Source organism: Microbispora sp. CL1-1, assembly GCF_012034195.1.
Taxonomy (GTDB): Bacteria; Actinomycetota; Actinomycetes; order Streptosporangiales; family Streptosporangiaceae; genus Microbispora.
This window is the reverse complement of the sequence record NZ_JAATEK010000024.1, coordinates 1-18,482: the sequence shown is the minus strand read 5'-3', so window position 1 is coordinate 18,482 and position 18,482 is coordinate 1. Positions and strand designations below refer to the sequence as shown.

17 protein-coding genes are annotated in these 18,482 nt (G+C 72.4%); 11 read left to right on the top strand and 6 right to left on the bottom strand.

Annotated features, from left to right (window positions below):
* Window positions 1–16 precede the first annotated feature (16 nt).
* The gene (locus tag HCK04_RS25195) at window positions 17–973 is read left to right on the top strand and encodes a helix-turn-helix transcriptional regulator (RefSeq protein ID WP_205830690.1); all 957 of its coding nucleotides are present in this window, start codon (window positions 17–19) and stop codon (window positions 971–973) included.
* Window positions 974–1,148: 175 nt separating this feature from the next.
* Window positions 1,149–3,677, top strand: coding sequence for a DNA translocase FtsK (locus HCK04_RS25190; RefSeq protein WP_142649874.1), 2,529 nt, complete (start codon window positions 1,149–1,151; stop codon window positions 3,675–3,677).
* A gap of 45 nt (window positions 3,678–3,722) precedes the next feature.
* Here HCK04_RS25190 and HCK04_RS25185 read toward each other — a convergent pair whose 3' ends face one another.
* Entirely contained in the window at window positions 3,723–5,228 is a 1,506-nt protein-coding gene (locus HCK04_RS25185) for a PucR family transcriptional regulator (protein ID WP_142649873.1), read from the bottom strand.
* A gap of 94 nt (window positions 5,229–5,322) precedes the next feature.
* Here HCK04_RS25185 and HCK04_RS25180 point away from each other — a divergent pair, with 94 nt between their 5' ends.
* The 8 genes from HCK04_RS25180 to HCK04_RS25145 all read left to right on the top strand — a co-directional run bounded on the left by HCK04_RS25180 (window position 5,323) and on the right by HCK04_RS25145 (window position 12,397).
* The gene (locus HCK04_RS25180) at window positions 5,323–5,772 is read left to right on the top strand and encodes a nucleoside deaminase (RefSeq protein ID WP_142649872.1); all 450 of its coding nucleotides are present in this window, start codon (window positions 5,323–5,325) and stop codon (window positions 5,770–5,772) included.
* Window positions 5,769–6,725 (top strand): 2-oxoglutarate and iron-dependent oxygenase domain-containing protein, encoded by a 957-nt coding sequence (locus HCK04_RS25175; protein WP_142649871.1) that lies wholly within the window; start codon window positions 5,769–5,771, stop codon window positions 6,723–6,725. Before HCK04_RS25180 ends, HCK04_RS25175 begins: the two co-directional genes overlap by 4 nt.
* The gene (locus HCK04_RS25170; RefSeq protein ID WP_142649870.1) at window positions 6,722–8,110 is read left to right on the top strand and encodes a cytosine permease; all 1,389 of its coding nucleotides are present in this window, start codon (window positions 6,722–6,724) and stop codon (window positions 8,108–8,110) included. The genes HCK04_RS25175 and HCK04_RS25170 overlap by 4 nt, the downstream gene beginning before the upstream one ends.
* Before the next feature lie 160 nt (window positions 8,111–8,270).
* On the top strand, window positions 8,271–8,990 hold the full coding sequence (locus tag HCK04_RS25165) for a helix-turn-helix domain-containing protein (protein WP_168066245.1): 720 nt from the start codon (window positions 8,271–8,273) through the stop codon (window positions 8,988–8,990).
* Window positions 8,991–9,020: 30 nt separating this feature from the next.
* Window positions 9,021–10,433 carry a 30S ribosomal protein S12 methylthiotransferase RimO gene (gene rimO / locus HCK04_RS25160; RefSeq protein WP_142649868.1) on the top strand — a complete coding sequence of 471 codons (1,413 nt, stop codon included), beginning with the start codon at window positions 9,021–9,023 and terminating at the stop codon, window positions 10,431–10,433.
* A 278-nt stretch (window positions 10,434–10,711) separates the two neighbouring features.
* Window positions 10,712–11,293 (top strand): CDP-diacylglycerol--glycerol-3-phosphate 3-phosphatidyltransferase, encoded by a 582-nt coding sequence (gene pgsA / locus HCK04_RS42740; protein ID WP_222709521.1) that lies wholly within the window; start codon window positions 10,712–10,714, stop codon window positions 11,291–11,293.
* Window positions 11,293–11,787: a nicotinamide-nucleotide amidohydrolase family protein gene (locus HCK04_RS25150; protein WP_142649867.1), complete on the top strand. Its 495-nt coding sequence runs from the start codon at window positions 11,293–11,295 to the stop codon at window positions 11,785–11,787. Before pgsA ends, HCK04_RS25150 begins: the two co-directional genes overlap by 1 nt.
* A gap of 253 nt (window positions 11,788–12,040) precedes the next feature.
* Window positions 12,041–12,397 carry a helix-turn-helix transcriptional regulator gene (locus HCK04_RS25145; RefSeq protein ID WP_142620497.1) on the top strand — a complete coding sequence of 119 codons (357 nt, stop codon included), beginning with the start codon at window positions 12,041–12,043 and terminating at the stop codon, window positions 12,395–12,397.
* A 650-nt stretch (window positions 12,398–13,047) separates the two neighbouring features.
* Here HCK04_RS25145 and HCK04_RS25140 read toward each other — a convergent pair.
* From HCK04_RS25140 to HCK04_RS25125, 4 genes are all read right to left on the bottom strand, one after another.
* Entirely contained in the window at window positions 13,048–13,335 is a 288-nt protein-coding gene (locus HCK04_RS25140; RefSeq protein ID WP_185949034.1) for a glyoxalase/bleomycin resistance/dioxygenase family protein, read from the bottom strand.
* A gap of 52 nt (window positions 13,336–13,387) precedes the next feature.
* Window positions 13,388–14,173 (bottom strand): DNA-formamidopyrimidine glycosylase family protein, encoded by a 786-nt coding sequence (locus tag HCK04_RS25135; RefSeq protein WP_142649865.1) that lies wholly within the window; start codon window positions 14,171–14,173, stop codon window positions 13,388–13,390.
* Between the two features lie 34 nt (window positions 14,174–14,207).
* Window positions 14,208–14,672, bottom strand: a complete 465-nt coding sequence (locus HCK04_RS25130; protein ID WP_142649864.1) for an Rrf2 family transcriptional regulator — start codon at window positions 14,670–14,672, stop codon at window positions 14,208–14,210.
* Between the two features lie 88 nt (window positions 14,673–14,760).
* Entirely contained in the window at window positions 14,761–16,773 is a 2,013-nt protein-coding gene (locus tag HCK04_RS25125) for an endonuclease/exonuclease/phosphatase family protein (RefSeq protein ID WP_142649863.1), read from the bottom strand.
* 232 nt (window positions 16,774–17,005) lie between these two features.
* Here HCK04_RS25125 and HCK04_RS25120 point away from each other — a divergent pair, with 232 nt between their 5' ends.
* The gene (locus HCK04_RS25120) at window positions 17,006–18,184 is read left to right on the top strand and encodes an ROK family transcriptional regulator (protein WP_142649862.1); all 1,179 of its coding nucleotides are present in this window, start codon (window positions 17,006–17,008) and stop codon (window positions 18,182–18,184) included.
* 49 nt (window positions 18,185–18,233) lie between these two features.
* Here the strand turns inward: HCK04_RS25120 and HCK04_RS25115 are convergent.
* Window positions 18,234–18,482 (bottom strand): multicopper oxidase domain-containing protein (locus tag HCK04_RS25115; protein ID WP_168066243.1); only part of this gene is annotated, 249 nt, incomplete at its 5' end.

The window sequence follows — 18,482 nt, the reverse complement described above, 5'->3', positions numbered from 1 at the left end:
ATGGCAGACTCGCGGTGTGAGGGATCATGGGCGTCACGATAACGAGGCGGCGTCCGGCGGTCCTGGCACTCGTGCTGCCAGTCATGGACCCGACCGCCGCTCCAGGACGTCGAGCCGCAGGGCAGAGCTCGGTGCGTTCCTCCGCGCCCGGCGGGCCCGCCTGCGCCCGTCCGACGTCGGCCTGCCGGAAGGCGATCCGGCCCTGCGCCGCACCCCCGGCCTGCGCCGTGAGGAGATCGCCGAGCTCTCGGGCGTCGGCGTCACCTGGTACACCTACCTGGAACAGGGACGGGACATCTCGGCGTCGGCGCAGGTGATCGACGCGCTGGCCCGTGCGCTGCTGCTCGATCCCGACGAACACCGGCACCTGCGCCATCTGGCCGGGCTGGCCCCGCCGGACACGCCGTCAGGAGAGGGGGAGCGGCCCCGGGACCGGTTGCGGCGCCTGGTGGACGCCGCCGCTCCGAACGCCGCCTGCGTGTACGACGCGCGCTTCGACTACCTGGCCTGGAACACCCCCTACACCCTGCTCCGCCACGATCCGCTGACGCTCCCGCCGGACCGGCGGAACCTGCTGTGGATGATGTTCACCGACCCCGGCAACCGCGCCCGGATGGTCCACTGGGAACGCGCCGCCCGCGCCCTGATCAGCCAGTTCCGCGCCGCGATGGGACACCGGCAGGGCGACCCCGCCTTCACCGCGCTGGTGACGGCGCTGAGCGAGGTCAGCCCGGAGTTCCGGGAGTGGTGGGCGGACTACCCGGTCCGCCGCTTCAGGCCCGCGACGGTCGCCATCGATCACCCCGAGATCGGGCGGCTCGACCTGGAGATGTTCCAGCTGCGGCCGGCGGAGCACCCCGATCTCCTGCTGGTGCTGCAGGTGCCGGCCAATGAGGACGGCCGCAGGCGGGTGAGCGCGCTCCTCGACGGGCGGCGCGGGCCCTCCAGCGCCCCAGAGGGCGGCGCCTCGTAGGACGCGCTCGGCCGGACGGCGTTTCGCCGGCCGGTGTCCCGTGGAGCGCGCTCGGCCGGGCGGTGCTTCGCGGGCCGCTGTCGTGTGCGGCGCGCTCGGCCGGGCGGCGCTTCATCGGGTGGCCTCCCGGCGCGCCGCCCCGGCAATCGCCCGCATCCGGGGTAACTTCGGCATCATGGCCACCCGTACGTCCGGACAGGGGTCCGGCAAGCGCCCCGCGTCGCGCTCCGGATCCCGTACGGCTTCCACCAAGCGATCCCCGTCGGGTTCCCGAGGCAGGCCGGCCCCCAGATCCGCGCCCAAACGGCCCGTCGCCACCGGCCAGGATCCGGTCAGCTGGTTCTTCCTCGTGATCGGCAAGCTCGTCATCGGCATGTGGATGCTGCTGGCGAACGGCGTGGGGGCGGCGGCCCGGGCACTCGGACAGGGCGCCCGCGACCTCGATCCCGCGCACCGCCGCGACGGGCAGGGGCTGGCGGTGCTCGCAGGCGCCATCGTGCTCGCCGCCCTGACCTGGCGGGACACCAAGACGGGGTTCGCCGCGTTCGTCGACGCCGTGGTGCGCGGGACGGTGGGCTCGCTCGCCTGGGCGGCGCCGGTGCTGCTCGCGCTGCTCGCCTGGCGGCTGCTGCGCCACCCCGACCAGAACTCCGAGACCGGCAGGATGGGCATCGGCTGGACCGCGCTGCTGGCCGGGATCCTCGGGATCGTGCACGTCGCCCACGGCACGCCGTACCCCTCCGGGGGTCCAGACGACGGCATGGACAACGTGTCGGCGGCGGGCGGCATGATCGGGTTCATCGTCTCGGCTCCGCCGTCGAGCATCCTGCCGGCGTTCATCACGATCCCGCTGCTGCTGATGCTGTCCGGCTTCGGCCTGCTGGTGATCACCGCCACGCCGATCCACCGCATCCCCGAGCGGCTCGCCGAGATCCAGCACATGCTCTTCCAGCGGCCGGACGAGAACGGGGAGCCCCGCAGGGCCCCCGCGCCGCCGAGGAAGCGCACGCGCAAGCAGCCGGGCGGCGGGCGCGACGTGCCCGAGGGCGGCGACACCGTCAAGCCGTACGACACGCCGGTGCTGGCGGAGAAGGACCATTCGCCGGAGATCGTCCCCGGCCTCGTGGACGACATCGTGGAGCCGGCCGAGCCGGAGACGCCCAAGCCGGCGCCCCAGCCCCCGCTGCCGACCCCCGCGCCGCGCAAGGTGGAGCAGCTCGTCCTGTCGAGCCAGGAGGGGCCCTACACGCTGCCGGACCTGGCGATGCTGCGGCCGGGCAGCGCGCCCAAACAGGAGACCAAGGCCAACCGGACGGTCGTGAACGCGCTGACCAGCGTGATGGAGCAGTTCGCGATCGACGCGCAGGTCGTCGGCTTCACCCGGGGCCCGACGGTGACCCGGTATGAGATCGAGCTCGGCCCGGCCGTCAAGGTCGAGAAGGTCACCGCGCTCACCAAGAACATCGCCTACGCCGTCAAGTCGGCCGACGTCCGGATCCTGTCTCCCATCCCCGGCAAGTCGGCGATCGGCGTGGAGATCCCCAACGTCGACAAGGACCTCGTGTCGCTCGGCGACGTGCTGCGCTCGCAGGTGGCCCAGGCCGACCACCACCCGATGATCGTCGGGCTGGGCAAGGACGTCGAGGGCCGCACGATCGTGGCCAACCTGGCCAAGATGCCGCACATCCTCATCGCCGGCGCCACCGGCGCGGGCAAGTCGACCTGCATCAACGGCCTGATCTCCTCGATCCTGATGCGGGCCACGCCCGACGAGGTCCGCATGGTGCTCGTCGACCCCAAGCGGGTGGAGCTCAGCTCGTACGAGGGCATCCCGCACCTGATCACGCCCATCATCACCAACCCGAAGAAGGCCGCCGAGGCCCTGGAGTGGGTGGTGGGCGAGATGGACCGGCGCTACGACGACCTGGCGGCCAGCGGCTTCCGGCACGTGGACGATTTCAACAAGGCCGTGCGCGCGGGCAAGCTGGTGCCGCCCCCGGGCAGCGAGCGCGTCTACCAGCCGTACCCATATCTGCTGGTGATCGTGGACGAGCTGGCCGACCTGATGATGGTCGCGCCGCGCGACGTGGAGGACTCGATCGTCCGCATCACGCAGCTCGCCCGGGCCGCCGGCATCCACCTGGTCATCGCCACCCAGCGGCCGTCCGTCGACGTCGTGACCGGCCTGATCAAGGCGAACGTGCCCTCGCGGCTGGCGTTCGCGACCTCCTCGCTCGCCGACTCGCGGGTCATCCTCGACCAGCCGGGGGCGGAGAAGCTGGTCGGGCAGGGCGACGCGCTGTTCCTGCCGATGGGCGCGAGCAAGCCGATGCGGCTGCAGAACGCCTTCATCTCCGAGAAGGAGATCGCGGAGGTCGTCGGCCACTGCAAGGCCCAGATGCAGGCCGAATATCGGGAGGACGTCGCCGCGCCCGCCACCGCGAAGCGGGAGATCGACGAGGAGATCGGCGACGACCTCGACCTGCTGATCCAGGCCGCCGAGCTGATCGTGTCGACCCAGTTCGGCTCCACGTCGATGCTCCAGCGCAAGCTGCGCGTGGGCTTCGCCAAGGCCGGACGGCTGATGGACCTGCTGGAGAGCCGCAACGTGGTCGGCCCGAGCGAGGGGTCCAAGGCCCGAGAAGTGCTGGTCAAGCCCGACGACCTGCCCGGCCTGCTCGCCGACCTCCGCGGCGGCGAGTAGCCGCCGGGCCTCGCCGAGCGTCCGCACGGCCTGGATCGCCTGATTTCAGCGGCGTGCGACCCGGTGGGCGGCGGTGGCGAGCAGCAGGGCCGCGTGCGCGCCGGGGTCGGTCACCGGGTGGCCCAGCAGCGTCTCGATGCGCTGCAGCCGCTGGTAGAACGTCTGCCGGCCGAGGTGCAGCGCGGCGGCCGCACGGGTCGCGCTGCACCCGTGCAGCAGGAAGACCTCCAGCGTGCCGACGAGGTCGGTCCGGTGGGCCGTGTCCCAGTCCACCAGCGGGCCGATGGTCCGCCGTACGAGCTCGGCGGCGTGCCCGGTGTCGGCGTGGCGGGTGAGCTCCAGCTCGAGGGCGAGCGCGCGGGTGGTGACGAGCCGGGCGTCCCGCCGCAGCCCGAGCGCGGCCCGTGCGTCCCGCAGCGAACCGCCCAGCTCGGCCAGGCCGGTCGCGGCGTGCCCCACGGCGACTCTGAGCTGGGGGGTGTGCAGCCGCCGCAGCGCCTCCTCCAGCGCCTGGGCGGCCGCACCGGCGGCGTCCGCCACGGCCACCGGCACCGCGAGGGTGCCGAGCACCAGCCGGCCCACCCGCCCGCGCAGGGCGGTCGTGTGCAGGATGTGCGCGGCCCGGTCGAGTACGGCGAGCGCGGCCGCCGTCTCCAGGGCGTCCACGGCCACGCCCACCAGCAGGTGGGCGGGCCCGGTGGGCAGGCCCGCCATGACCGCCCGTACGCCGGGGTCGGCCTCGGCCGTGCCCTCGATGAGGTCCCGCAGCAGCGCGGACGCCTGGCGGTCGCGCTCGCTCGGCGGACTGCCCGTCCTGAGCATGGCGAGGGCGAGGGCGACGGCCGTGCGCTCCAGCGCGATCGCCAGGTCGTCGGCGGGCAGCGCCGAACCGGGGCCGGCCACCAGCCGCCCCCAGGGATGGCCGTGGAGGGTGACCGGTGACTCGCAGACCGCACGCTCAGCCGCGCGCCAGGCGTCCCGGTCGCTGCCCACGCCGTGGGCGGCGACCAGCGCGCCGCTGGCGGACAGCAGCATCAGCGGTGCCCCCACGACCTCGGCTCCGGTCGCCAGCACCCCGGCGACCCCGGCGCCGGCGATGAGCGCCTCGTTGAGTGCGCGGGTGGCCGAGTCGCCCACCCGCAGCCGCCGGCTCGCGTAGTCGACGATCAGCGTGTTGACGTGCTCGGTGATCCGGATGAACGGGACGACCGCGTGCAGGGCGATGAACGGCAGCTCCTGCCTGCGGGCCTCCTCCACCAGCTCGCGCGGCGTCTCGGGGAACGTGCGGCCGAGTTCGAGGGCGACCCCGGCCACGCCCCTGGCGGCGATCTCCCGCAGGTAGTGCCGCCGCGCTCCCGCGTCCGTGCCGGCCAGGCCGAGCCCGGTCGTCAGCAGCAGCTCGCCGCCCGTGAGCAGGGGGCCGATCTCGTAGATCTCGCTGGAGTGCACCCATCGGACCACCCGGTCGAGCGCGCCCTCCCCGGCGAGGACCTCCGGCCGGGCCTCCCGCAGCACCTCGAAGGACAGCAGCTCGCGCAGCGTCAGAGGCATCGATGCACCCCTATACGGATCGTCCGTTAAGGGACGTCATAGTACGGACGTTTCGTCCGTTCCCGAAGGCGCCGCCCGGAGGGATAGTGAGCACATGACAAGCGACGCCGCCATGCTCAGCGTGGCCCTGGAAGAGGCCAGGAAGGGGTTCGCCGAGGGCGGCGTGCCCGTCGGCGCGGCCCTGTTCGGCCCGGACGGCCGCCTGCTCGGGCGCGGGCGCAACCGCCGAGTCCAGGACGGCGATCCCTCGGTGCACGGGGAGACCGCCGCCTTCCGCGACGCGGGCCGCCAGCCCTCCTATCGCGGGACCACCATGGTGACCACCCTGTCGCCCTGCTGGTACTGCAGCGGCCTGATCCGGCAGTTCCGCATTCCGCGCCTGGTGGTCGGCGAGTGCCGCACGTTCACGGGCGCGCACGAGTGGCTCGCCGAGGCCGGGGTGGAGGTCGTCGTGCTCGACGATCCGGAGTGCGCCGGGCTCATGACGGCCTTCATCGCGGCCAACCCGGCCGTTTGGAACGAGGACATCGGAGATGAGGCATGAATTCGGTTCCCGTCGTCGACCTGACTCCCTGGTTCTCCGGTGAGGCGGACGGCCGGGCGCGGGTGGCCGCCCAGGTCGACGCCGCGCTGCGCGAGATCGGCTTCCTGCTGGTCACCGGGCACGGCGTGCCGGCCGAGCTGCGCGAGGACGTGCGCGCCGCGGCCCGGCGGTTCTTCGCCCTGCCCGCCGAGGTGAAGCAGCGGTACGCGGCCGTCGTGGGGGAGCGGGGCTGGCTGCCGCCGGGCGTCGAGGCCAACGGCTACGCCGAGGGCACGCCCACCCCGCCCGACCTCAAGGAGACCTTCGCCGTGGGCGCCGACCGGCCGATCGGCGTCCCGGAGATCGACGCCGAGTGGTTCCTCGCCAACGTCTGGCCGTCCGAGGTGCCCGAACTCCAGGCGCTGCTCACCCGCTACCTGGCGGAGATGCGCTCGCTGGCCGGCGAACTCCTGGTGATCTGCGCGGCCGCCCTGGGGATCGAGGAGGACTTCTTCGCCTCACGGGCCGACCACCCGTCGTACACGATGAACATCAACCGCTATCCGCCGCTGTCGCAAGTGGGCGAGCCGGAGCCGGGGCAGTTCCGGATCGGGCCGCACACCGACTTCGGCACCGTGACCGTGCTCGACCGGCAGCGGGGCGTCGGCGGCCTGCAGGTCTACACCCTTGACGGCGAGTGGATCGACGCGCCGTTCGTGCCGGACTCGTTCACGATCAATATCGGTGATCTGCTGGCCCGCTGGACGGGCGACCGCTGGCGCTCCACCCGGCATCGGGTGCTCCCGCCCGACCCGTCGGCGCCGGACGAGGAGCTGATCTCGCTCATCTACTTCTACGAGTGCAATCCCCTGGCCGAGGTGGAGTCGCTCGGCCCCCCGGTCGGCCGGGTCTCCTACGAGCCCGTCCGCGCGTCCGACTACCTCCTCGAGAAGCTGAGGGCGATCACCGTATGACAGTTCTGGAACCCTCCGAGGTCGCCGTACGCGAGGGCCGGTACGGCGACAAGGTCGCCGCGATCGAGCCCGGCGGCATCGAGTTCATCCCCCTCTCCGAGCGTCACGGCAGGCCCCGGCAGCTCTTCTGGACGTGGACCTCGCCGAACCTGGAGTTCGCCACGATCTTCCTCGGGGTCCTCGCCGTGGCGGCGTTCGGGCTCGGCTTCTGGCAGGCCGTGCTCGCCGTCGTCGTGGGCAGCGGCCTCGGGGCCCTCACCCACGGCGTGCTGTCGGCCAGGGGTGTGAGCGCGGGACTGCCGCAGATGGTGCTCGGCAGGCTGCCGTTCGGCTATTGGGGCAACGTCATCCCCTCGGCGTTCAACTCCGTCGCCGCCGGAATCGGCTGGTTCGCGGTCAACAGCGTGAGCGGCGCGCTCGCGCTGAACACGCTGACCGGCCTGCCGGGCTGGGCCTGCCTGCTGATCGTCGTCGCGGTCATGGTGGTGCTCGGATTCTTCGGCCACAACCTGGTGCAGGCCTTCGAGAAGTACGCGTTCCCGGTCCTCGCGGCGATCTTCGCGGTCACCTCCGTGATCATCCTGTCGAAGGCCCAGCCGGGCTATGCGGGCAGCGGGGGAGGGCTGGGCGGCTTCCTGCTGACCGTGGGCGCGACGTTCGGTTACGCGGCCGGCTGGAACCCGTACGCCGCCGACTACACGCGGTACCTTCCGCAGGACGCGAGCAGGCGGGCCACCGGCCTGTCGGCGGGCCTCGGCGTGTTCGTGTCGTGCGTGCTGCTGGAGGTCGTCGGCGCGGCGTCCGTGACGATCGGGGGCGGCGACGCCCTCGGGCAGCCCACCTCGGCGTTCACCGGCCACCTGCCCGCGCTCGTGGCGAACCTGACGCTGCTCGCGATCGCCCCCGGGGCCGTGTCGGCGAACGCGCTCAACGTCTATTCGGGCGCGATGTCGCTGCTCGCCCTCGGCGTACGGCTGCCGCTGACGATGCGCCGGGCCATCGTCGCGCTGGCCTGCGGCGTGATCGGTTTCGTGGTGGCGCTTTCGGGCCTGGAGGACGCCGGGCACAAGTACGAGGCGTTCCTGCTGGTCATCGCGTACTGGATCGGCCCCTGGCTGGGCGTGGTGCTGACGGACATGCTGCTGCGGCGCGGCCAGGACATCCGCGCGCTCGAACCGCTCATGTTCGACCGGCGGCACACCAACTGGGCCGGGCCCGTCGCGATGGTCGCGGGGGTCGTCCTGTCGGTCTGGCTGTTCTCCAACCAGGAGCAGTACGTCGGCCTGGTGCCGCGGAGCGTGCCCCAGGTGGGGGACATCGCGTTCGAGGCCGGGTTCCTCATCGCCGCCGGGCTCTATCTCGCGCTGAAGCCCCTGCGGCGCTGAACAGGCCCCGGCCGCTCCCCGCGCGCACTCTCCGTGAACATTTGGCACACCCCCGGGTACACATCGTAGCCAGTTACTGATTGAATGTGACTAACTACGCATTGTGGGGCGAGCTGCAAGCTCGAACAGGGGGGCGTGACCAATGAGCGTTGGTGCTGTTTTGGCCGAAGCCCGTGAGCGCGCCGGGCTGACCGTGCGTCAGCTCAGCGAGCGCACGCGGGTCCGCGAGTCCGTCATCGAACGCTTCGAGCGTGACGACTTCTCGGTGGGCGACTTCTACGCACGCGGGCACATCCGTACCATCGCCTCCGACCTCGGCCTGGACGCGGACGAGATCCTGCGGCAGTACGAGCAGGAGAACGCCGACATCGCGTCACCGGTCAAGGCCTCGGCGGTGTTCAGGCGCGACGTGAGCGAGCGGGCCCGCTGGGCCACGGGCTGGACGAAGGCCGCCGCGGTCGCCCTGGCCATCGTCGCGGTCGTCGTCATCGCGCGGATGCTCGGGGGCTCCGGCGAGAAGGCCGGCACGACTGCCGCCCAGCTCCCGGTGACCGCGCCGCACCAGCACGCGCGTAACGAGAAGGGCCACGAGAAGAAGACCCTGGAGGAGGCCCTCGCGCCCGGCACGGTGGTCGTGAAGGTCACCGCGCGCAAGCCGTCGTACATCAACGTGCGGGACGCCAAGGGCAAGGAGATCTTCCAGGGGACGCTGCCCGAGGGGAGGACCTCGACCTATTCGGCGAAGGACCGCATGCGGGTGACCATCGGCGACGCGGGGGCGGTGCGGCTGGAGGTCAACGGAAAGGACCTCGGCACGCCCGGCAAGGACGGCCAGATGATCCGGCGGACCTTCGAGGCGGGCGGCCCGAGTCTCCGTTAATCGCCGACTGCCGATACCGTAGTTCGCATCATGTCTTCTCGCCGAACCGTATCGCTGATCACGCTGGGCTGCGCCCGCAACGAGGTCGACTCCGAGGAGCTGGCCGCGCGGCTGGAGGCCGCCGGCTGGCACACCGATGACGACGATCCCGACGTCGTCGTCGTCAACACGTGCGGCTTCATCGATTCGGCGAAGAAGGACTCCATCGACACCCTGCTCGCCGCGGCCGACTCGGGCGCGAAGGTGGTGGCGGCGGGCTGCATGGCCGAACGGTACGGCGCGCAGCTCGCCGACGCCCTGCCCGAGGCGACCGTCATCTCCTTCGACGACTACGCCGAGATCGGGGAGCGTCTCGACGACGTCATCGCGGGCAGGCCGCTGGTCCCGCACTCCCCGCGGGACCGCCGCACGCTCCTGCCGATCACGCCGGTGGAGCGCTCGGCCGCCCACGCCCACATTCCCGGTCACGCCCAGGCGGACCCGCTGCCGGAGGGCGTCGCCCCCGCCAGCGGCCCGCGCATGCTGCGCAAGCGGCTCGGCTCGGGGCCGGTGGCGTCGCTGAAGCTCGCGTCGGGCTGCGACCGGCGCTGCACGTTCTGCGCGATCCCGGCCTTCCGCGGCTCGTACGTCTCGCGCCGCCCGGAGGACCTGCTCGCCGAGGCCGCCTGGCTGGCCGGGCAGGGCGTCAAGGAGCTCGTGCTGGTCAGCGAGAACTCCACGTCGTACGGCAAGGACCTGGGCGACCTGCGCGCGCTGGAGAAGCTGCTGCCCCTCCTGGCCGCGACCGAGGGCATCGAGCGGGTGCGGGTCAGCTACCTGCAGCCCGCCGAGCTGCGGCCCGGGCTGCTCGACGTGATCGCCTCGACGGAGGGGGTCGCGCCCTACTTCGACCTGTCCTTCCAGCACGCCAGCGGGACCGTGCTGCGGCGGATGCGGCGCTTCGGCGACCCCAAGCGGTTCCTCGACCTGCTCGCGCAGATCCGCGACCGCGCGCCCGAGGCGGGCATCAGGTCCAACTTCATCGTGGGGTTCCCGGGGGAGACCCAGGAGGAGTTCGACGAGCTGGTGGCCTTCCTCGAAAAGGCCAGGCTCGACGTCATCGGTGTCTTCGGCTACTCCGACGAGGAGGGCACCGACGCGTACGGCTTCGAGGGCAAGCTCGACCAGGACGTGATCGACGAGCGGGTCGCGATGCTGACCGAGCTGGCCGAGGAGCTGACCGCCCAGCGGGCCGAGGAACGCATCGGCGACGAGCTGCAGGTCCTGATCGAGGAGGACCTCGGCGACGGCGGATACGAGGGCCGTGCGGCGCATCAGGGTCCCGAGGTGGACGGCGCCGTCACGGTGCAGGGGATCGGCCTGGTCCCCGGCCAGATCGTCCAAGCGGTCGCCGTCGACTCCGAGGGGGTCGACCTCATCGCCCGGATCAAGGCAGGCACATGACGGAGCGCGGTGAGCCGCCGATGGACGTGGCGGGCCCGGGGGAGATGACACCGGAGTCCGCGGCGCCGCCGGTCGCCGCCGTGCCCGCCACGCCGGTGGCGATCCCGGCGTCCGCTCCGCGTGTCCCGCAGGCGGGGCAGGACGTCGCGGGGGAGCCGGGCTCCGGGGCCGTGACCGGCGACCGTACGGCCGCTGAGCCGCCGTCCGCCGGAGAAGGCACAGGAGAAGGCGCCGGCGAGGGCGCCGCGGAAGGCGTCCCCGGAGGCGCCGGGGAAGGTATCGCCGGAGGTGCGGGGGAAGGCGTGGTGCGCCGGGTCAGCACCTGGAACATCGCGAACGTCCTGACCATCGCCCGGCTGGCGATCGTCCCCGTCTTCACCGTCTTCCTGTTCGTCGAGGGGGAGGGCTGGCGGCTGGCGGCGCTCGGGGTCTTCCTGCTCGCCTCCCTCACCGACCAGCTCGACGGCTGGCTCGCCAGGAAGTACGCGCTGGTCACCGACTTCGGGAAGATCGCCGACCCGATCGCGGACAAGGCGCTGATCGGCGCCGCGCTGCTCAGCCTGTCGTACCTCGGCGAGATCCCGTGGTGGGTCACCGTGGTGATCATCGCCCGCGAGGCGGGAGTGACGCTGCTGCGCTTCCTCGTGATCCGGCACGGGGTTATCCCGGCCAGTTACGGGGGCAAGGTGAAGACTGTTTTGCAGATCGTGGCCATCGCGCTCTACATCGTGCCGGGGGTGCCCGACGTGATCAGGTGGGTGGCCATGGGGCTCGCCCTGGTGGTCACGGTCGGGACCGGCGCCGACTACGTGGTGAGGGCGGTGCGGCTGCGGCAGGTGGCGAGGAGTGCGCAAGGCTGATGAGGGGTGTGGCGAGCGAGGTGCTGTCCCTGCTGGTGCGGCAGGGCGCGACCGTCGCCGTGGCGGAGTCGCTCACCGGCGGCCTGATCGGGGCCACGCTGACCGGTCCGATGGGCGCCTCGGCCGCCTTCCGGGGCGGCGTGATCGCCTATGCCACGGACCTCAAGGCGAGCCTTCTCGACGTGCCGTCCGATCTCCTTGAACGAGAGGGAGCGGTGCATCCCGACGTGGCCGCGGCCATGGCGGTCGGCGTTCGCAAGCTCGCCGACTCCGGCTACGGCCTGGCGGTGACCGGGGTCGCCGGCCCCGATCCCCAGGACGGCAAGCCGGTCGGCACGGTCCACATCGCCCTGGCGGGACCGGGAGAGCGCCTCTGGCACCGTGACCTGCGCTTGACCGGAGACAGGGACGGGATCAGAACCGCCACCTGCCAGGAGGCGTTGCTGCTGCTGGAAGGTGTGCTGAAGGCAAATTCGGGGGAACATCTGGGGTGATTACCGCGTTACGTCCCCAGCGAACATGCTCGCCTCGGTCTGCCGCGGTGTCGCCCTCTACAGGTACGGTGGAGCTGTGAGTGAGGTCCGTGAGCCAAAGGCGAGGAGCAAGACAGGCGCACGCCCGGCGAAGGGGCCGAGCGAACCCATGATGACGGCGAGGCGTATGTACGAAGGGCAGATTAAGAAGGGGCGACATGAGCCCACCGCGAGAGGCGTCGTGAAGGCGCCCCCCTTGGGGAGGGAGCGACAGATGATCCTGCTGCGTCAGCTGCTCGGTGACGTACTGCGGCGGCTGAGGGTGCGGCAGAATCGCACCCTTCGCGAGGTCTCCACGCTGGCGCGTGTCTCACTCGGCTATCTGTCCGAGGTCGAGCGCGGCCAGAAGGAAGCCTCCTCCGAGCTGCTCGCCTCGATCTGCGGCGCGCTCGGGGTGCCGCTGTCCCAGGTGTTGCGTGAAGTGTCCGACCAGTTCGCACTGGCCGAGCTGCAGGCCGCCCCCGTGCTGGCAGATGTGCCCGAGCACGAGCGCCTGCCCATACCCGAAACCGTCCCCGCCGGGCCGGATTTCGAGGGTTTCCCGGAGGTCAAGGACATGGTCGCCGCCTAGGCGGCGTCTCGACGCCCCGCCGTGCCGGCGGACGGCGTCTCCGCGACCTCGCCCGATTGTCCCCGTAGGCCCCATAAGACACGGCCCGATAGGGCACGCCCGGTCCGAAGGCCAGGGCGTGACCTCCGCGCCCGCAGTCCGGGTCGACCCGGACCCGGGTGCCCAGTCCCGATCCCACGGGTGGGCGCCTGGCCCCCGCAGGCCCGTTTCCGTGCCCGTTTCTGTATCGTGCGGCCCGTTCCGCCCGTTCCCTTTGGTGTCGCCTCGGGTGTCGCCCCGTTCCCTGACGCGCCCACCGGGCTCCGTCTCCGACTTCGTGCGGCCCGCTCCCGATGGGGTCTCCGTTTCGACGGCCCCGTCCCGGCGCGCCCGTATGGCCCCGTCTCCGTGTCGCCTGGGCCGTTTCCGGCGTGCGTCTGGCCCGTCCCCGTGTCGCGTGGCCTGCTCCTGGCGCGCCTGTCTCACCCGTTCTCGACACGCTCGTCTGACCCCGTCTCTGTGTCGTGGGCCCGTTTTCAGCGGTTCCGCCGGGTTGTGTTCGCCACTTCGTCTCCGTGGTGCCTGCCGCGCTCCCGTAACGTGCTCACCGCTGCTCGCGGTCTCGTGGACCCGCCCTCGGCCTTCGGGCGCGCGCTTGCGGCCGCCCGCGATCACGATGCGTGGATCTCGACCACCCTGCCGTCCGGGTCGGTCATGAGGTGGCGGCCGGGCTCCAGCCGCGGCTCGGCGGCGGCTCCGTCCACGTCAAAGCCGAGCCGTACGGACCCGGTCCTGCGCTCTGCGGTCGCCGGATACAGCTCGAACACGGTGCCGTCGGCGAGGACGGCGGCGTGGTGCCGCGGGCCCTGGCCGTGCCGTTCCAGGGTGAACTCGACACCGAGTGCGCCATAGAAGGCGCGGCACTCCTCCAGCCGGTCGGTGTACAGGACGAGCAGCATGACGCGGGCGGCGGTGGGCGGCACGGGATCCCCTTCGTGTGCGTACCGGTTCTCAGTCGCGCTGGCAGGAGGGACACCAGTAGATGAGCCGCTCGGCCGGCTGTGGGCCCATCTCCCCGCGGCTGACAGGGGTGCCGCAGTGGTGACACGGGCGGCGTGCCCTGCCGTAGACGAGCAGCGACCGCCCGGGGCGCGCGTCGCCCGTCGTCACCGGGAGTGGCGCGTCCTTGCTCGCGTCCATCAGGCGGTGGGCGACGCAGACCAGCGCCTCCAGCTCGTCCGGCGGAATCGACCCCACCGGACGCCATGGGGACATCCGCGCGGCGTACAGCGTCTCGGCCCGCCAGATCGTGCCGATGCCCGCCAGGTCGCGCTGGTCGAGCAGCGCCTCCCCGATCGACCGCTGCGGGTCGCGCAGCAGGTTCCGTACGGCGAGGGCGGCGTCCCAGTCCGGCCCGAGCAGGTCCGGGCCGAGATGCCCCACGACCCGCTCCTCGCGGTCGGTCGGCACGAGGTCGACCATGCCCAGCCGGGTGCCGACCGCCTGCCACTGGATGTTGGCGAGGATCAGCCGGACCACGTCGCCCCTCGGCGCCGGACGGCCCGCCGGGCCCACGCGCCAGCTTCCCTCCATGCGCAGGTGGGTGTGGACGGTGAGCCCACCCTCCACCCGGGTGAGGAGGTGCTTGCCGCGCGAGACCGTCGTCAGCACGGTCCGGCCGCGCAGATCGGCGGTGGCATACCGGGGCACCCGGAAGTCGCTGCGGGTCAGCCTCCGGCCGTCGAGGGCCTGTCTGAGCCGCTTGGCGGTCCGATAGACGGCGTCACCCTCCGGCACGGCTCTCCTCCCGCGAGGATCGGGTACAGGCGGCTCACACGGGCATGTGCGAGTCCCATGCCGCCGGGTCGGCGGCGAGCTCGGTCACCCGGGGCGGCAGCTCGCCCTTGGCGATCTGCTCCAGCGTGACCTCTTCGAGGATGGCCCGCTCACTCGCCCGCAGCGCGATCCACACCTGCTGCAATGCCTGGGCGGCGCCCTGGTATCCGACGTGCTCGGGCCGCTCGCCCCGCACGTTGGCCAGAGGTCCGTCCACCGCGCGGATCACGTCGGCGAGCGAGATCTGGCTGGCCGGCCGTGCCAGGACATAGCCCCCCTCTGGGCCCCGCTGCCCGCGCACCAGTCCGGCGCGGCGCATCTGCAGGAGGATGTTCTCCAGATATTTGGGGGGCATCTCCTGCTCCTTGGCCAGCTCGCCCACCGTGGTGGGTCCCTCGCCCGACGCGGCGAGTTCGGCGGCGGCACGGAGGGCGTAGTCGACACGGGCAGAAAGTCGCATGTAGTCGATTATCCCGCCTGGTTGGCATCGGTAGGACGCCCGCCTGCCATCACGGCCCGGCGGAGCCCTGATTTTCCGGCCGCAGACCCTAATTCAGCCGGAGCCGTACGACGAGCGGGAGGTGGTCGGAGTAGGGCATGCGGGGCGCCTCGGCCGCCACGGCGGTGAGCCCGTCCGAGATCAGCACGTGGTCGATGCGCCGCACGGGAGCGTCGGCGGGAGAGGTCGGCGGGTCGCCGAGCGCCCGCAGCGGGTCGGACAGGCCGGCGGCCTCCAGCACGCGCATCTGGGGGTCGGACGGCGTCGTGTTGAGGTCGCCGGCCACGATCACCGGTCGCGGGCCGGCGCCTGCGGTGCCGGACGGGAGGGTGCCCGTGGCGAGCCGCCGGGCGATCGCCGCCGCCTCGGGCGCCTGCCCGCGCGGCTCCTGCAGGTGCGTGTTGACGATGCCCACCTCGCGGTCGCCGATCCTCAGCACGATCGACTGGGCCTGGGCGCCGGTCGGATACCCGTGCCGTCCGAGCCGGGTCGAGCCGATCTCGGCGACGGGCAGGTTCGTGAGCAGCGCGTCGCCCCAGAGGCGGTCGGCGGCGGGCGCGAAGTAGTAGCGCATGCCCAGGCCGCGGGCGATCCTCGCCAGGTCGTCGTGCCCGCCGTTCAGCAGCCAGCCCCGGTCGACCTCGCTCATCAGCACCACGTCGGGACGCCGCGTCGCGACCCAGGCGGCGATGTGGTCGAGGTCGAGCCGTCCGCCGAGCCCGAAGCCCATCCGGATGTTGTACGCGACGAGGGTGAACTCGTTCCCGGTGATCGTCTTCGTCGCGGGCGGCGACTGCCAGGTGAGCAGGCCGGTCAGGACGGCCGCCGCAAGCCCGATCGCCACCCACCGGCGCGGCACTCGCCTCGTCGGGGTGGTCTCTTGCGGTGGGGCTTCCCGGAAGAAGACGACGGCGGCGACGAGGACGGCCACGGCCGGCGGGGCCAGCGCGTTGGGGAAGCCCAGGTCGGCGTCGAAGGACGCGTAGTAGAGGAACGCCCCGACCAGGAACACGAGCATCCCGCCCAGCACCGCGACGCCCCCGCGCCCGGCTCTGCGCTCCGGGACGCCTCCGGCCGTGTCGTCGGCAGCGCTTGCGCGCCCGCTTGTGCTTGCGGCGGCGGTGCCCGCTTGGCGTCCGGCGATGCCGGCGCAGGCCCCGAGTGCGACCGTCGCCACGAGGGCGGGTACGCCCGGCACGCCGGCCTCGGCCGCCGCCACCCCGGCGACGAGGAGGACCCCGGCCACCCGGCCCCACGACGCGATCCGGCTCCAGGACACAGCTCGGCCCCACGGCACAGGCCGGCCCGACGACAGTGTCCATGCGCAGACGACGGCCGCGCACAGCGCCGCGGCCTGGAGCGCGACCGCCAGGGCGGTCAAGGGCGCACCGTGCTGCCCGGCGTCCTGCGCGAGCGTGGCCGCGCCGCCGCAGTACATGCCCGCGAGCATGAGCACCGGGCCGAAGACGAACCAGACGGCCGCCGGGGCGGGGACGGGCGACGCGGGCGAGAGCCGTACGGACCAGAGGAAGGCGGCGCAGAGCGCGGCGACGGCGATCCAGGGGAGCGGGCCGTCCCGCCAGACGAGGTCCACCCGGTCGAGGGCCAGGTGGAGGATCGACGCACTGGCCAGGCCGCCGATCAGCCCGGCCGGCACCCACGTGCCCGCCGTCGTCCGCGCGCAGCCGTAGAGGAAGACCAGCCCCGCCGTGACCCCCGCGGAGGCGAGCAGGAGCTGGGGCGTGCCTCCGTCCGCCGCCTGGAGGCCGAGCCGGGCCGCGACGAGCGCCACCGCACCCACCACACCGACGATCCGGGGCGACGCGAACCGCGCCGCGGGGACGGCGGCGAACGGCAGGACGAACCACAGCGCGGCGTACGTCCCCATGCCGGCGGGAGCGGTCTCGCCCGCCCTGCCGTACAGGGTGATGAGGGACGGCAGGAACACCCGCACCACGTCGATCAGGAGCGTGACGCCCGTCGCCAGCATGACCAGCGGCCACGGGGGAGCGGGAAGCCCGCGGGCAGGTGGGGTGTGCGGTTGCCCGGACGTCTCGGTCATGGCGCTCCCTTCGGGCTCATATGAGCCATCCTCACGAAAGATGGGAGCGTTACCAATACGTTCGACCTGGGGCGTTCCTCGCACGTGCCGGCTCGCTAAGCTTGCTGGAAACCTTGTTGTTCATTCACGGGCGCACATGGTCGAAGCGCCGCCGGGGGCCGAGCGAACCGGAGAGGCGTGGGTGGGCGCACCGACGGCGAGCCGGAGACTTCAGACGATGGGAAGCAGGAGCATGGAGCGACGTCCTGGCGTGCCCCGGCTGCTCCGGGAGATCAACGACCGGGCCGCCCTGGAACTGCTGCTCGCCTCGGGTCCGCTGACCCGCGGCCAGATCGGGGAGCTCACCGGCCTGTCCAAGGTCACCGCGTCCCAGACGCTGGCGCGTCTGGAGGAGCGCGGCCTGGTGGAGGTCGTGGGGGAGCAGGCGGGCAACCGCGGACCCAACGCCGCGCTGTACGGCGTGATCGCCTCCTGCGCGTACGTCGCGGGGCTGGAGGTCGGCCCCGACCGGGTGTCGGCGGCGATCGCCGACATCAACGGCGACGTGGTGGCCGAGGTGACGGCCTCCCCCGAGGGGCAGGATGACCCGGTCTCGCTGGTGCACTCGGCCGTTGTGAAGGCGTGCAGGAGTGCGAAGGTCGCGCTGTCGCGGCTGCGCGGCGTGGTCATCGGCACGCCCGGCGTCGTCGATCCCCGCACGGGGGACGTGCGGTTCTCCTTCGACCTGCCGCAATGGCACGAGGGCATCCATGAGGCGCTCGCGCGCGACCTGCGCAGGGACGTCACGATCGAGAACGACGTCAACCTCGCCGCGATCGCGGAACGCGCGAAGGGCTCCGCCCGGGAGGTGGACGACTTCGTGCTCGTGTGGGTGGGCCGGGGCATCGGCCTGGCCGTCGTGCTGGGCGGACGGCTGCACCGTGGCCGGTCGGGCAGTGCGGGGGAGATCGGCTACCTGCCGGTGCCCGGGGTGCCGCTCGCCGACGACGTCAGAGCGGTGCCCGGGCGCCTGCCGTCCCTCGGGGGCGGCCTGCAGTCGCTGGTCAGCTCCGAGGCCGTCACCGAGCTGGCCCGTGGGCACGGCTTCGCCGGGGACACCGCCGCCGACTGCGTCACCGCGGCCGTCGCGGCCGGGACCGCGGGCGAGCCGCTGCTCGACGAGGTCGCCTCGCGGCTCGCCCTTGGTGTGGCGTCGGTGTGCGTGGTGCTCGACCCCGGCCTCGTGGTGCTGGCCGGAGAGGTCTGCCGCGCCGGTGGGGCGGCGCTGACCAGCAGGGTGGAGGAGGCGGTCGCGCGCATCTGCCCGGTCCCCCCGCAGGTCGTCACGAGCCAGGTTGAGGGCAACCCGGTGTTGCGCGGCGCCGTTCTCGCCGCGCTCGACCAGGCCCGCGAGGAGATCTTCACGGCATAGGGAGTGCTCCCGGCCGAAGTCCCGATCCGGACATACGGCGGTGGCGCCGTCACATGCCGTGCATGGAGTGGTCCGGTATGGCGTCCATGGAGTGACCCGACGTCCCACTCATTGTGTGGCCCGGCATGTCGCTCGTGGAGGGACTCGGCGTCCCACTCGTCGAGTGATCCGGCATGTCGTCCATGGAGTGGCCCGGCACGTTTCCGTTCGCGTCGGTCACGATGAACATTCCGGCCATTCCCATGTCGGAGTGGTTTTGTACGTGGCAGTGGTACATCCACATTCCCGGGCCGACCTG